We start from the raw sequence: 13,377 nt of genomic DNA on the forward strand, positions 1-13,377 counted from the left end.
GGACACGCCGGTGATCGGCGTGTCCCGCGACGCGTTGCCCATGCTCGACCGGCGGCCGGTCCACCGCCTCGGGGGTCAGGGCTCGAAGACCGCCCGCACGCAGCCGTCGGTCTTGTCCTTGAACATCTGGTAGCCCCGGGGCGCCTCGCTCAGCGGCAGCACGTGGGTGGCCAGGTGCTCGGTGACCAGCTCGTCGCGGGCCATCCGCTCCAGCAGCTCGGAGATGTACCGCTGGGCGTGCACCTGGGCTCCGCGCAGGGTCAGGCCCTTGTTCATCACCGCGCCCATCGGGAACTTGTCCACCATCGCGGCGAAGACGCCGAGGCTGAACACCGACCCGCCCTTGCGGCAGGCCATGATCGCCTCGCGCAACGCGGTGGGCCGGTCGGTCTGCAGCCGCAGCTGCTGCTTGACCTGGTCGTAGACGCCCGGCGCACCGGGGCTGTGCGCCTCCATGCCGACGGCCTCGATGCAGACGTCCGGACCGCGGCCGCCGGTGCGCTCGCGCAGCTCCGCCAGGACGTCGGTGGTGGTGTAGTCGACCGCCTCGGCGCCCACGTTCTCGCGCACCTGGGCCAGCCGCTCGGGCACCCGGTCCAGGACGACGACCTGCTCGGCGCCCAGGAGCATCGCTGCCCGGGCGGCCATCTGGCCCACTCCGCCGGCGCCCCAGACGGCGACGACGTCCCCGGGCTTCGTGCCGGCCAGGTCGGCGCCCATCCAGCCGGTCGAGGCGGCGTCGGAGGCGAACAGCGCCCGGGTGTCGGAGACGCCCTCGGGGACGACGAAGGTGCCGACGTCGGCGTAGGGCACCCGCATGTACTCGGCGTGGCTGCCCGCGTAGCCACCCATCGCGTGGGAGTACCCGAAGCAGCCACCGGGGCTCTGGCCCCACAGCCCCTCGGTGATGCCCGGGTTCGCGTTGCCGTTGTCGCAGAGGGAGTACTGCTCCTGCTTGCAGTACCAGCAGTTGCCGCAGGCGGCGAACGGCGCGACGACGACCCGGTCGCCCACCTTCCGGTTCCGCACGGCGGGCCCGGCCTCGACGACCTCGCCGATGAACTCGTGGCCCAGCACGTCACCGGCGCGCATGAACGGGATGTAGCCGCCCACCAGGTGCAGGTCCGAGCCGCAGGTGACCGACTGGGTGATCTTCAGGATGACGTCGTGGTCGTTGAGCAGCTGCGGCTCGGGGACCTCCTCGACGGAGACCTCGTTCACCCCGGTCCAGGTCGCGGCCTTCACAGCACTCCCTCCTTGCCCGCGTCGCGGGTCATGCCGTCCAGGACGGCGCCCTGCGGCGTCTCCTTGCGGTGGCCGTGCGGCTGCGGTTCGACCCGCAGCACCTCGCCCACCTCGACCAGCTGCTTGGCCTCCCGCAGCGCCGCGCGGAGCTCGCCGATCTCGTCCTGCGTCACCGGGCCGCGGAAGCGGGCGGCCAGCTCGGCACCCCGGTCGCCCGGCGCCGGGGTCACCCGGACCTCCAGCCGGTCGCCGAAGGCCGCCAGCGGCGCCGGCGTCGTCGTCCGCAGCGCGTCGACGTCGGTCAGCACGGTGACCGCCCGCCAGCGCCGGGCCGCCGTCCGCGGGTCGTCGGTGACCGAGGTCTGACCGACCCCGGGCACCCGGAGGTGCTGCAGCTGCTTGAGCGCGCCGCTCCCGGCCCCACTGGCCAGGCCCGTCGCGCGGGTCACGATCTTGGACAGGTCCATGGCCCGGCTCGTACCCGACCGGCCTGCGCCGGACACCCGGCCTAGCCTGGCGGCGCGGGCCCCGGCCCACCCGACACCGCCGTCGCCAGGAGGAGCCCGTGCCCCCGTCGTCGATCCTCAGCGCCCGCGACCTGGAGTTCCTGCTGCACGAGTGGCTGCAGGTCGAGGTGCTGACGAAGCGCCCCCGCTACGCCGAGCACTCGCGGGAGACCTTCGACGCGGTGCTCGAGCTCGCCGCGGAGATCGCCACCGACCACTTCGTGCCGCACAACCGGGCCGCCGACGAGCACGAGCCGCACGTCGTCGACGGCCGGGTGCAGCTGATCCCGGAGGTCGCCGCGGCGTTGCGGGTGTTCGCCGACGCCGGGATGACCGCGGCGGCGCTGCCCGAGGAGCTGGGCGGGCTGCAGCTGCCGGCGGTGGTGAACCAGGCGGTGCACGCGTGGTTCCAGGCGGCGAACATCGGCACCTCGGCCTATCCGTTCCTCACCATGGCCAACGCGAACCTGCTGGTCGCGCACGGCACGCCCGAGCAGGTGCGCACCTTCGTGCCGCCGATGGCCGAGGGCCGCTGGTTCGGCACGATGGCGCTGTCGGAGCCGCAGGCCGGCTCGTCGCTGGCCGACATCACCACCCGCGCGGAGCCGCAGGACGACGGGAGCTACCGGCTGACCGGCACCAAGATGTGGATCTCGGCGGGCGACCACGAGCTCACCGAGAACATCGTCCACCTGGTGCTGGCCAAGGTGCCCGGCGGCCCGCCCGGCGTGAAGGGCATCTCGCTGTTCGTCGTGCCCAAGTTCCTCGTGCGCGAGGACGGCGGCCTCGGTGAGCGCAACGACGTCGTGCTGGCCGGGCTCAACCACAAGATGGGCTACCGCGGGACGACGAACACCCTGCTCAACTTCGGTGAGGGCGGGTACACCCCCGGCGGCCGCCCCGGTGCCGTGGGCTTCCTGGTCGGCGAGCAGCACCGCGGCCTGACCTACATGTTCCACATGATGAACGAGGCGCGGATCGGCGTCGGGATGGGCGCCACCGCGCTCGGCTACACGGGCTACCTGCACGCTCTCGACTACGCGCGCACCCGCACCCAGGGCCGCCCGCTGGCCGGGAAGAGGCGGGCGGGCGACGCCGGGGCTGCCCCGGTGCCGATCATCGAGCACCCCGACGTGCGGCGGATGCTGCTGGCGGCGAAGTCCTACGTGGAGGGCGGGCTGGCGCTGGGCCTGTACTGCGCGCGGCTCGTCGACGAGGAGCGGACGGCGGACACCGAGGAAGCGCGAGCCCGGGCCCACCTCCTGCTGGAGGTGCTCACCCCGATCGCGAAGAGCTGGCCCTCGCAGTGGTGCCTGGCCGCGGACGACCTGGCCGTCCAGGTGCTCGGCGGCGCCGGCTACACCCGGGACTTCCCGGTCGAGCAGTTCTACCGGGACAACCGGCTCAACCCGATCCACGAGGGCACCCACGGCATCCAGGCGCTGGACCTGCTGGGCCGCAAGGTGGTCGCCGACGGCGGCGCGGGCCTGGCTCTGCTGGCCGAGACCATCGCCGCCACCACCCTCCGGGCCCGGGAGACCACCTGGGCCGACCTCGCCGCCACCCTCGATGAACTGGTGCGGCGGATCGGCACGGTCACCGGTGTGCTGTGGGCCGACGGTGACCCGGAGCAGGCGCTCGCCAACGCGACGGTGTACCTGGAGGCGGTCGGGCACGTCGTCGTCGGCTGGCTGTGGCTGGAGCAGGCGCTGGCCGCTGAGGGGCGGGACGAGCAGGGCCGGGACGGCGCCTTCTACGCCGGCAAGCGGCAGGCAGCGCGGTTCTTCCAGCGCTGGGAGCTGCCGAAGGTCGGGCCGCAGCTGGCGTTGCTGGCCTCGCTCGACCGGACGGTGCTGGACACCCCGCCCGACTGGCTCTGAACGCGACGACGGCGGTCTCCCAGCTGGGAGACCGCCGTCGGGCGCGTACGGGGAGGGGCTACAGAGCCGCCGTGGCGCGAACGCCCTCGGGGGCCGCATGCCGGGCCCGCGGAGCGGACGCCGCCCGCTTCTCCGCCTCCCAGCGCGCCGTCGACTGGGTGCCCATCGCGATCACCAGAGCGGTCAGCACCAGGAAACCGACCAGGGTCACCGCCAGCCACAACACCATCTGTCTGCTCCACACTTCCTCTCGGGGACCGCCGGGGGGAGCCAGCGGTTGCCGTTCTGGGCGGATCGGTGCCCGTTCCGTCACCGGCGAACCGTCCACTGGGAGACTTGTTCGGCGATTCGATGTGATGCTCGTCGCTCTCCCCGGTGCGGCGCGGTCGGAGGCGGCCGTGTTCTCCGGGTGTTCACCCCTGGTCCACCCGTCGGGAACAGCCCTCACCGGAATGCGTCCTCCCACAGGCGTGACCGGCGCCCGGAGTGGGAACCGCAGGTCCGACACAGACCAGCGGCACACCGGAGGGCCTGATGGCCGGAGCACGAGCACGGGGCGCCCAGCAGGGCGCCCAGGGGGACACCTCCCCCGACGAACCGAACGCCGCCCGCGACACCGCGCCGGACGACGACAACATCACGCACGAGCGGGCCGACTTCGCGCCCACCGGCGCCGACCCCAAGCCCACCACCGGTGGCACGTTCAAGCGCACGCTGAAGGAGTTCAGCGAGGATGGCCTCACCGACTGGGCCGCCTCGCTCACCTACTACGGCGTGCTGGCGCTGTTCCCGGCGCTCACCGCACTCGCCTCCATCGTCGGGCTGCTCACCGACCCGGAGGAGCTCACCACCGCGCTCACCGAGGTCGTCCCCGACGACGCGGCCGAGACGCTGAACCCGGTGATCCAGCAGGTCGCGGGGAGTTCGACGGCGGCCGGCTTCGGTCTGGTCCTCGGTCTGGCCGGCGCCATCTGGTCGGCGTCGGGCTACGTCGGGGCCTTCACCCGGGCGGCCAACGTGGTCTACGAGACCCGCGAGGGCCGCAAGATCTGGAAGCTGAAGCCGCTGCAGCTGCTAGTCACCCTGATCGGCATCCTGTTCGCCGCGCTGATCCTGGCGATGCTGGTGCTCAGCGGCCCGGTGGTCGACGCGATCGGACAGGCCATCGGGCTGGGCGACACCGTGCTGACCGTCTGGACGTGGGCCAAGTGGCCGGTGATCCTGGTGCTGCTGGCGCTGATGATCGCCGTCCTCTACTACGCGACCCCGAACGCGAAGCTGCGCGGCTTCAAGTTCGTCAGCCCCGGCGCCGGCATCGCCATCCTGGTGGCGGTCGTCGCCTCCGCCGCCTTTGCCTTCTACGTGGCGAACTTCGGCAGCTACAACGCCACTTACGGGGCACTGGCCGGCGTGGTGATCTTCCTGATCTGGTTCTGGCTGATCAACCTGTCGCTGCTGTTCGGCATCGAGTTCGACGCCGAGGTGGAGCGGACCAAGGAGCTGAAGGCCGGCGTGCCGCGCGCGGAGAAGGAGATCCAGCTGGACGCCCGCTCCGAGCCGAAGCGCCAGCAGACCACCTGACCCTGCGCTCGACCGTCGGGCCCGGCCCCACGCGTGGAGCCGGACCCGACGCGTGTCAGCCGCCCAGCAGGGTCAGCACCCGGTCGGCGGTGGCGGTGGCCTGGGCGAGCATCGAGGTGCCGGCCTGGACGAGGATCTGGTGGCGCGCCAGCGCCGTCGCCTCCTGGGCCATGTCGGCGTCCACGATCCGGGACCGCGCCGCGGTGGTGTTCTCCAGCGCCACCGCGAGCCTGTCGATCGTGTGCTCGAGCCGGTTCTGCACCGCGCCGAGGTCGGCCCGTGCCGTGGCGACCAGCGCCAGCGCGTCGTCGATCTGATCGATCGGGTGGGGCGCCGGGGTGAACACCGGGGTCAGCGCGGCCAGCTCGGCCGGGGTCGCCGTGTCGGACGGCGTCGCGCCCCAGAAGGCGGTGCCCCGCCCCCCGGGATGGAACAGGACCTGGAACGCCTGCGGGTCCACGGTGAGCCCGGCCGCCCGCGCGGCCTCGTTCAGCTGCGCCAGCGCCTCGGCCTCGCCGATCTCGCCGTCACCGTCGGTGTCCACGTACACGACCGCCCCCAGCTCGACCGCCTGCCCGTCGGCGGAGACCCGGCCGCGCAGCTCCGGGAGCTCGACCGGGGGGTGGTCCCGGAAGAGCAGCAGTCCGGGGGACGGCGGAAACGAGTACCGGGCCGCCCAGGTCGTGACGCCGTCGGCCGGGGGTGTGCCCGCGACGACGAACTCCACCTCGGCGGCCCCCGCGGCCTCGGCGTCACTGGCCGGCTCCGGTCCGCGGAAGACCAGGTCGGTGCCGTCCAGGGCGAACGGGTCCGGGCGGTGCGTGATGCCCGCGGCCGCCGCCGCGGCGTTGAGCTGGTCGAGCGCCTCGACGGTGCTGACCCCCGGCACCGCGTCGGTGCTGGTGTAGGTGATCGAGGCGAGGTCGAGCTGGGCGGCGCCCAGCCGCACGGTGCCGCGCAGACCGGGGATGCCGCCCGGCGCGGTCGTGGCCCCGGCGATCCGGATCTCGCCCGCCGCCGGATCGACGACACGCCCGCGCGCCGGGATCACGGCGGGCGGCGACGTCTCGACGCTGGCGACGTTGAGCCCCTGCAGCCCGAGCCCGAGCGTGCCCAGCGCACGGTCGACGGTGATGTGGATGGTCTCCCCGACGTCGGCGCCGACCTGGAAGACCCCGTGGTAGCTGCCGTCGAGCAGGGGGGTGCCGGCGAAGGTCGTCGTCCCCGCGATCCGGGTCAGCTCCGCCTTGAGCTGGACGGCCTCCGTCTGGAGGTGGAGCTTGGCCGCCCGGTCCAGGCCACCGCCGTTCGCCGCCTGGACGGCGAGGTCACGCAGCCGCTGCAGGACCGAGGTGGTCGCGGCCAGCGCCCCCTCCGCCGTCTGCACGACGCTGATGGCGTCGCGGGTGTTGCGGAGCGCCTGCCCCATGCCGCCGATCCGCGCGCGCAGCCCCTCCGAGATGGCCAGACCCGCCGCGTCGTCGGCCGCCCGGTTGACCCGCAGCCCCGACGAGAGCCGCTCGATCGACCGCGTCGTGCCCCCGGCGCCGACGGCCAGGTGCCGGTGCGCCGACGCCGCGGGGAGGTTCGTCCGCACGCTGAGCGCCATGCGCCCCCTCCCCCCGGCTGGTGCTCCTGTGACCGCTGTGTCGATCCGCCTCGATCAACGGCAGCCGCGCGGGGGAGTTGACCCGAACAACGGGCGGGCTGGTGAGCCTGTCGTCAGCCGTGCACCCGGGGCCGACTCCGCGGCCCGGTCCGCGCCTCGCTCGTACCTCGCTGCGATGCTCCCGGGCCTGTCGTCAGCCGTGCACCCGGGGCCGACTCCGCGGCCCGGTCCGCTCCTCGCTCGTACCTCGCTGCGATGCTCCCGGTCCTGTCGTCAGCCGTGCACCCGGCGCATCGACCACATCTGGGCCGGCCGCTCGTACTGGCTGGCGGCCTCCCAGCCGAGCTGGGGCGGACCGGTCTCGGTCCGGAAGCTGGTCGCCGCCAGCCGGGCGAGTTCCGGGTCGCGGGCCACCCGGGCGGCGAGCTCGCGGGCCCGGTCCTCGACCGCGTCGTCGTCGTGGGTCTCCCACGCCAGTCCCAGCCGCACCGCGGCCGCGCCGTCGAGCTCCTCGCCGAACAGCGCCATCGCCGCCGCCGCCTCGCGCCCGACCAACCGGGACAGCAGCACGAAGTGCCCGCCGCCGGGGTGCATCCCGCGCTTGAGGAAGCCGCACAGCAGCCGGGCGTCCCGCGCGACGATCCGCAGGTCCGCGGCGAGCAGCAGGTTCATCCCCGCGCCCACCGCCGAGCCCCGGACGGCGGCGATGGTCGGGGCCTGCACCCGGCCGAGCCGCAGGAACGAGTCGTAGATGGCGCCCATGTCGGCGTAGGCCCCCGGTTCGGCCGGGTCCTGGCCCGCGGCGGTGAGCGTCTGCACGTCACCGCCCGCGCAGAAGGACCGGCCCACACCGCGCACCACCACCGCCCCGACCTCGGGGCGCGCGTCGGCCTCGTCGAAAGCGGCGATCAGCTCCCCCGCCATCGCCGGGGTCAGCGCGTTGCGGCGTTGCGGGGCGTTGAGCGTGACGACGGCGACGCCGTCGTCCACCTCGAGCAGGACCTCACCGGACATGCGGCTCCTCTGGCGGGGCCGGCGCCGGTGCCAGCCGTTCGCCCCGATCAGACCACGCCCGCCGGTCGCCGGGTCAGCGGGCGGTGGGCGGCCCGTCGCCGCGGCGGGCCAGCGGCACCCGCTCGACCCAGCCGGCCGCCGCGGCCAGTCCCCGGCTGACCGTCTCGCCGGCGGGGGTGAAGCGCTCCGGGGCGCGCTGCACGCCGGCGTCGACCAGGTCGCGGGTGCGGTCGAGCAGCGACAACGGCAGGCCGGAAACGGCGTTGCCCGGCGGACGGCGGGAGACGGTCGGGTGCGGCCGGGTCGGGGAGACCCGGCGGGCGACCTCCCACTGCAGCCCGAGCCGGCGCAGCGCCTTCGCGTCGAGGGCCTCCTGCAGACGGGGGAACATCACGTCCTCCTCGTCCCGGACGTCCTCGTTGAGCACCTCGACCAGCCGGGCGAGCGTCTCCGCCCGCCGCGGGTCGTCGTGGTCCAGCGTCTCCAGCCGGCTGACCAGCTCGTTGACCTCCTGGTGCTCCTCCTCGACCTGGCGGGTCAGCGCGTCGCCGTCGGGCAGGACCCGCCGGATGACCGGCCAGAGCACGGTCTCCTCGGCGAAGGCGTGGCTGAACACGAGCCGGTCGACCTTCCGCAGCACCTGCTCCTGCTCCCGGCCGGTCGTGCCGTCGAGCTCGGTGAGCAGCCGGCCCAGCTCCGCGTGGTCCTTGCGCTGACGGACGAGGACGCTCGTCGGGCCACCGAGTTCGGCGACGGTCTGATCGGCGATGGAGCGGGTCATGGACGGTCTCCCGTGGGTGCGTGCGGTGCCGTTTCTCGACCGGTCGGACATGCCCGACCGCGGGGCGCACTACACCTGCGGCGGTGCCGGAACTGATCCGGCTCCCAGCATTGCCACAGCTTCGCGACCTCCCTACCGTGACGGCGGACACAGGTTCCGGAACTTCTCGGAACGACGTGTCCGGGCAGCACTGCCCGCCCATCCGTCCCTCACCGTGGAGCCGGACATGAGCTCATCCGCCCTCCGTCTACGCCCGCCCTGCCGGCGCGGCGCCGGTCAGCCCGGGAGGTGGCGGCGCACCCCGCACCGCGCACTCCTGGTCGGCCTGGCGCTCGCCCTGACCGTGCCGGCCGGCGCCACCTCGGCGTCGGCGGCACCTCCCCCCGCCGGCGCACCCGGCCAGTCGGCCACCGTGCCGACGGACCCGGGCGCCTACCTCGCCTACGCCGGTGGCCCCGGCCGCTTCCCCCTCGCCGTCCCCGGCAAGGCCGCCACCCTGGTGGTCGACCCGGGTGAGTTCGAGGGCGTCCGGCGCGCCGTCGGCGACCTGGCCGAGGACATCGCCCAGGTCACCGGGCAGACGCCGGAGGTCGTCACCGGAGCTGTCCCCGCCGAGCGCGAGGTCGTCATCGTCGGGACGATCGGCCACAGCCCACTGGTCGACTCGCTCGTCGCCGCGGGGAAGGTCGACGTCTCCGGCGTCGCCGGGGAGTGGGAGACCTCGCTCCAGCAGGTCGTCGAGGACCCGATGCCCGGCGTCGAGCAGGCCCTGGTCATCGCCGGCAGCGACCAGCGCGGCACGATCTACGGCGCCTACGACGTCTCCCGCGGCATCGGCGTCTCGCCGTGGCAGTTCTGGAACGACGTCGTGCCCCGGCACCGCGAGACGGTGTACGTGCTGCCCGGCCGGCACACCCAGGGCACGCCGGACGTGAAGTACCGCGGCTTCTTCATCAACGACGAGAACCCGCAGCTCGGCCGCTGGGCACCCCGGTTCTTCGGCCCGGGCAAGGCGGAGGGCTTCCCGAACGGCTTCAACGCCGAGTTCTACGGCCAGGTCTTCGAGACCATGCTGCGACTGAAGGCCAACTACCTGTGGCCGGCGGTGTGGGGCCGCGCGTTCGCCGAGGACGACCCGGCCAACCACGAGACCGCCAGCCGCTACGGCGTGGTCATGGGCACCTCGCACGAGGCGCCGATGATGCGCGGCATCGAGGAGTGGAACCGGCACGCCGTCCCGGCCAAGCGCGACGCCGCCGGGAACATCGTCGAGCCGGGCTCGGACCCCTACGGCGGCACCGGCGAGTGGAGCTTCCGCCGCAACCGGGCCGCGATCGAGGCCTACTGGCGTGAGGGCATCCAGCGGATGGTCGACCAGGGCTTCGAGGGCGTCGTCACCATCGGCATGCGCGGCAACGGCGACGTCGCCCTGCCCGACGGCGAGGGCATCGACCTGATGCAGGAGATCATCGCCACCCAGCGGCGGATCATCGAGGAGGTCACCGGCAAGCCGGCGGACCAGACGCCGCAGGTGTGGACCCTCTACAAGGAGGTCCAGCGGTATTGGGACGAGGGGCTGCGCGCTCCCGAGGACGTCACGGTGATCATGACCGACGACAACTGGGGCAACATGCGCAAGCTGCCCCAGCCCTCCGACGCCCGCCCCGGCGGGTTCGGCCTCTACTACCACTTCGACTACGTGGGCGACGGCCGCAACTACAAGTGGGTCGACACCACCCCGCTGCCGAACCTGTGGGAGCAGCTGGAGCAGTCGGCCAGCGCCGGCATCTCCGACCTCTGGGTCACCAACGTCGGTGACCTGAAGGGCAACGAGGTGCCCACGCAGTTCTTCCTCGACTACGCCTGGGACACCCAGCGCTGGGGCCTGGACCAGCTGCACGAGTGGGAGCGGCGGTTCGCCACGGAGAACTTCGGGCCGACGTTCGCCGGGGACATCGCCGAGGTCCTCTATCAGTACGGGGTGCTGCAGTCCCGGCGGAAGCCGGAGCTGCTGAACCGGGCGATCAGCCTCGACGAGACCAAGGACCTGCGGACCGATCCCTCCGCGGTGCTGTACGACGACGAGGGCAACCCGTTCAGCCTCACCGCCTACCGGGAGATGGACCGGGTGACCGCCGACTGGCAGGAGCTCGCCGCGCAGGCCGAGCGACTGTCCAAGCGGGTGCTCCCCGCCCAGCGGGACACCTTCTTCCAGCTGGTCGGCTACCCGGTGCAGGCGACGGCCAACGTCTACGAGCTGCGCAACGCGCAGTTCACCAACCTGCTCTACGCGGAGCAGGGCCGGGCCGCCACCAACCGCCTGGCCGACGAGGCCGAGGCCCACTTCGCCGAGGACCAGGCGATGGCCGACCGCTACAACACCGAGATCGCCGACGGCAAGTGGGAGGGCTTCCAGACCCAGCCGCACATCGGCTACGGCGACGTCGAGCGCTACGGACCCAACGCCGGCTGGCAGCAGCCGGAGGAGAACCACGAGGCGCTGCCGGACGAGATCTACCCGGCGCTGCAGCGCATCGAGGTTCCGGCCGTCGCGGAGATGGGCGTGGCGATCGAGGGGTCGGAGCAGTCCTGGCCGGCGTCCTCGGAGCCGGCGGTGCTGCCGGTGTACAGCCGGTACGCCGGCACCCCGGCGCCCTACGTCGAGGTGTTCAACAAGGGCACCCAGGCCTTCGACTACTCGATCACGCCCGGTGTGCCGTGGGTGCACCTGGACAAGCCGCGCGGCCGGGTCACCGACCAGGTGCGGGCGGAGCTGATCGTGGAGTGGGGCCGGGCACCGCACGGCCGCACCGAGGTGCCGCTGACGATCACCGGTCCGGACGGCGCGCAGGTCGTCGTCACCGCGGTGATCGAGAAGCCCGACGTGCGTGGCGCGCAGGGCTTCGTCGAGGGCGGCGGGTACGTATCGATGAACGCGGAGCACTACAGCCGCGCCGTCGAGACCAACGGCGTCACCTGGACGACGATCCCGGACATCGGCCGGGACAGCGACGGGGTGAAGCCCTACCCGCTCCGCACGCCGCGGCAGACCCCGGGTGGCGACAGCCCGCACCTGGCGTACGAGATGCACCTGACCACCACCGGCCCGGTGGACGTGACGGCGTACCTCTCCCCGCGCAACGACGTGCTGCCGCCCGAGGGGCTGCAGTACGCGATCTCGATCGACGACGCGCCGCCGCAGGTGGTCGACATCATCGCCGAGACCGGTGCGAACGACACCAGCATGAACCGGCAGTGGCAGCGCAACACCTCCGACAACGTCAACCGGACGACGACGCAGCACGTGATCGAGACCCCGGGTCACCACGTGCTCAAGTTCTGGATGGTCGACCCGACGGTGGTGCTGCAGAAGCTGGTGGTGGACACCGGCGGTGAGCTGCCGAGCTACCTTGGCCCGCCGGAGAGCCTGTGGGCCAGCAAGGGGCGCATCGCTCCTCGCTGAGCCAGCAGCGTGACCGGGCAGCCCGGGTCGGCACCTCGCCGGCCCGGGCTGTCCGCCGTCCTCAGGCGGTGACCAGCACGCAGCCCGCGGCGCCGAACGGCTCGACGGCGAAGCCGAGCGACTCCAGGCACCCGGCGACGGCCAGGTTCATCGTGGCCTGGACCGCGGTCGACGCCTCCGCGCCGTGCACCTGGTCCCGGCTCATCCGGTCGTGCTGGTGCCAGCTGACCAGGACCCCCGGACGCCCCGGCTCGGGGGTGAGGCAGACCCCGCCGGCGGCGCCCTCACCCGCGCAGTCGTGCAGCGGCAGGCCGGCCTCGACCAGGGCGGAGGCGATCTCCACCACCAGGGTCACCAGCTCGTCCTCGTCGGCCAGGGGGCTGTCCCACTCCGCGGGCAGCCGGTCGAGCTGGGTGCCCAGCTCGCCCAGCCACGCCTGCTCCCCGGGCAGCGGCCGACGCACCAGCCGGCCGTCCGTGCGCAGCACCCCGTGCACCGCCTGCGCCGACCCGGCGCGCCCGGCGGCCATCGCCGCCCAGTCGGCGTCGATCCGGTCGGGGAACGGCCCGGCCAGGACCGCCTCCCCGGACCGGCCGGCCGACTGCTCCACCAGCCACCATGCCGTCGGCGCGGCCGGGGCGCCGGCCCGTGCACCGGCCGGGTGCGCGCTGACGCGGGCGGTCGCGCTCTCCCGCTGCTGCTCGGCCCCCGACCCCGCCTGCGCCGGGACGGCCCCGACGGCGGCCGGGACGGTCTCGGCCTCCGGCACCCGCCGCTGCCCCTGGACCTGGTTGCGCTCGAACTCGTAGCGGGCCGTGGAGCTGGTGGCCAGCGCGACGACCAGCGCGGCGAGGAGGAGGAAGCCGCCGACGGCGACGACCGGCCAGAGGAGGGTCACCGGGCACCGTCCACCGGGACGCGCACCGGACGGTCGAACCACGCCGCGGCGGTGCCGGGAGCCGCGCCCCAGTCGGCCGCACGCCGCGACCAGTACCGGACCAGCTCACGCAGCCGCACCCCGAACCCGCGGAGGCTCTCCACCGGCGACGGCTCGGGCTCGTCCGCCTCCGCCACGGTGAACAGCTCCAGGAGGGCAGCCAGGTCGGTCTCGACGTCCGCCGGGCGGGGCGACGTCCTGGTGGGCAGGTCGACGAACGTGGTCACGCGGGGGCTCCTCGGTGCTGGACGCCGCGGCTGGGGAAGTGCCGCGGACATGCCGAAAGGTAGGGCTCACGGGGCCTGCTGCGGCGTGCTCGGCGAGGTCTTCGACAGCGCCGTCACCGGATCGTTGTGCAGGG

At 73.5% G+C, this 13,377-nt stretch carries 11 protein-coding genes; 3 read left to right on the top strand and 8 right to left on the bottom strand.

The annotated features are described in order from the left end of the window. Positions 1-75: 75 nt before the first annotated feature. Together ACI783_RS13290 and ACI783_RS13295 are read right to left on the bottom strand one after the other, a co-directional pair. Positions 76-1,245, bottom strand: coding sequence for a zinc-dependent alcohol dehydrogenase (locus ACI783_RS13290; RefSeq protein ID WP_457140877.1), 1,170 nt, complete (start codon positions 1,243-1,245; stop codon positions 76-78). Further along, positions 1,242-1,712, bottom strand: a complete 471-nt coding sequence (locus ACI783_RS13295; protein ID WP_457140878.1) for a hypothetical protein — start codon at positions 1,710-1,712, stop codon at positions 1,242-1,244. The genes ACI783_RS13290 and ACI783_RS13295 overlap by 4 nt, the downstream gene beginning before the upstream one ends. Before the next feature lie 98 nt (positions 1,713-1,810). Between ACI783_RS13295 and ACI783_RS13300 the strand changes: the two genes are divergently transcribed. Further along, a complete protein-coding gene (locus ACI783_RS13300) occupies positions 1,811-3,631 on the top strand; it encodes an acyl-CoA dehydrogenase (protein ID WP_457140879.1) in 1,821 nt (606 codons plus the stop codon). Between the two features lie 58 nt (positions 3,632-3,689). Here ACI783_RS13300 and ACI783_RS13305 read toward each other — a convergent pair whose 3' ends face one another. Next, positions 3,690-3,860 carry a hypothetical protein gene (locus ACI783_RS13305; protein WP_457140880.1) on the bottom strand — a complete coding sequence of 57 codons (171 nt, stop codon included), beginning with the start codon at positions 3,858-3,860 and terminating at the stop codon, positions 3,690-3,692. A gap of 305 nt (positions 3,861-4,165) precedes the next feature. On the opposite strand from ACI783_RS13305, the gene ACI783_RS13310 reads away from it, so the two are divergent. After that, entirely contained in the window at positions 4,166-5,212 is a 1,047-nt protein-coding gene (locus ACI783_RS13310; RefSeq protein ID WP_457140881.1) for a YihY/virulence factor BrkB family protein, read from the top strand. A 55-nt stretch (positions 5,213-5,267) separates the two neighbouring features. On the opposite strand, the gene ACI783_RS13315 is transcribed toward ACI783_RS13310, so the two are convergent. From ACI783_RS13315 to ACI783_RS13325, 3 genes are all read right to left on the bottom strand, one after another. Further along, positions 5,268-6,821 carry a flagellin N-terminal helical domain-containing protein gene (locus ACI783_RS13315; protein ID WP_457140882.1) on the bottom strand — a complete coding sequence of 518 codons (1,554 nt, stop codon included), beginning with the start codon at positions 6,819-6,821 and terminating at the stop codon, positions 5,268-5,270. Between the two features lie 273 nt (positions 6,822-7,094). Then, on the bottom strand, positions 7,095-7,835 hold the full coding sequence (locus ACI783_RS13320) for an enoyl-CoA hydratase-related protein (protein ID WP_457140883.1): 741 nt from the start codon (positions 7,833-7,835) through the stop codon (positions 7,095-7,097). A 73-nt stretch (positions 7,836-7,908) separates the two neighbouring features. Next, complete coding sequence (locus ACI783_RS13325; RefSeq protein WP_457140884.1) at positions 7,909-8,616, bottom strand: hemerythrin domain-containing protein; 708 nt, start codon at positions 8,614-8,616, stop codon at positions 7,909-7,911. 226 nt (positions 8,617-8,842) lie between these two features. Here ACI783_RS13325 and ACI783_RS13330 point away from each other — a divergent pair, with 226 nt between their 5' ends. Next, positions 8,843-12,079 carry a glycosyl hydrolase 115 family protein gene (locus ACI783_RS13330; RefSeq protein ID WP_457140885.1) on the top strand — a complete coding sequence of 1,079 codons (3,237 nt, stop codon included), beginning with the start codon at positions 8,843-8,845 and terminating at the stop codon, positions 12,077-12,079. A 61-nt stretch (positions 12,080-12,140) separates the two neighbouring features. Here the strand turns inward: ACI783_RS13330 and ACI783_RS13335 are convergent, their stop codons facing one another. Both ACI783_RS13335 and ACI783_RS13340 read right to left on the bottom strand, forming a co-directional pair. Further along, the gene (locus ACI783_RS13335) at positions 12,141-12,977 is read right to left on the bottom strand and encodes a hypothetical protein (protein ID WP_457140886.1); all 837 of its coding nucleotides are present in this window, start codon (positions 12,975-12,977) and stop codon (positions 12,141-12,143) included. Beyond that, positions 12,974-13,243, bottom strand: coding sequence for a hypothetical protein (locus tag ACI783_RS13340; protein WP_457140887.1), 270 nt, complete (start codon positions 13,241-13,243; stop codon positions 12,974-12,976). The genes ACI783_RS13335 and ACI783_RS13340 overlap by 4 nt, the downstream gene beginning before the upstream one ends. Between the last annotated feature and the right edge of the window lie 134 nt (positions 13,244-13,377).

The sequence above is a fragment of the Modestobacter sp. SYSU DS0511 genome, from assembly GCF_054050755.1.

Excerpts from the sequence above, each read along its gene's own strand:
- ACI783_RS13325 (WP_457140884.1), bottom strand. The coding sequence starts at position 8,616 with ATGACCCGCTCCATCGCCGATCAGACCGTCGCCGAACTCGGTGGCCCG.
- ACI783_RS13295 (WP_457140878.1), bottom strand. The coding sequence starts at position 1,712 with ATGGACCTGTCCAAGATCGTGACCCGCGCGACGGGCCTGGCCAGTGGG.
- ACI783_RS13315 (WP_457140882.1), bottom strand. The coding sequence starts at position 6,821 with ATGGCGCTCAGCGTGCGGACGAACCTCCCCGCGGCGTCGGCGCACCGG.
- ACI783_RS13310 (WP_457140881.1), top strand. The coding sequence starts at position 4,166 with ATGGCCGGAGCACGAGCACGGGGCGCCCAGCAGGGCGCCCAGGGGGAC.
- ACI783_RS13320 (WP_457140883.1), bottom strand. The coding sequence starts at position 7,835 with ATGTCCGGTGAGGTCCTGCTCGAGGTGGACGACGGCGTCGCCGTCGTC.
- ACI783_RS13330 (WP_457140885.1), top strand. The coding sequence starts at position 8,843 with ATGAGCTCATCCGCCCTCCGTCTACGCCCGCCCTGCCGGCGCGGCGCC.
- ACI783_RS13305 (WP_457140880.1), bottom strand. The coding sequence starts at position 3,860 with ATGGTGTTGTGGCTGGCGGTGACCCTGGTCGGTTTCCTGGTGCTGACC.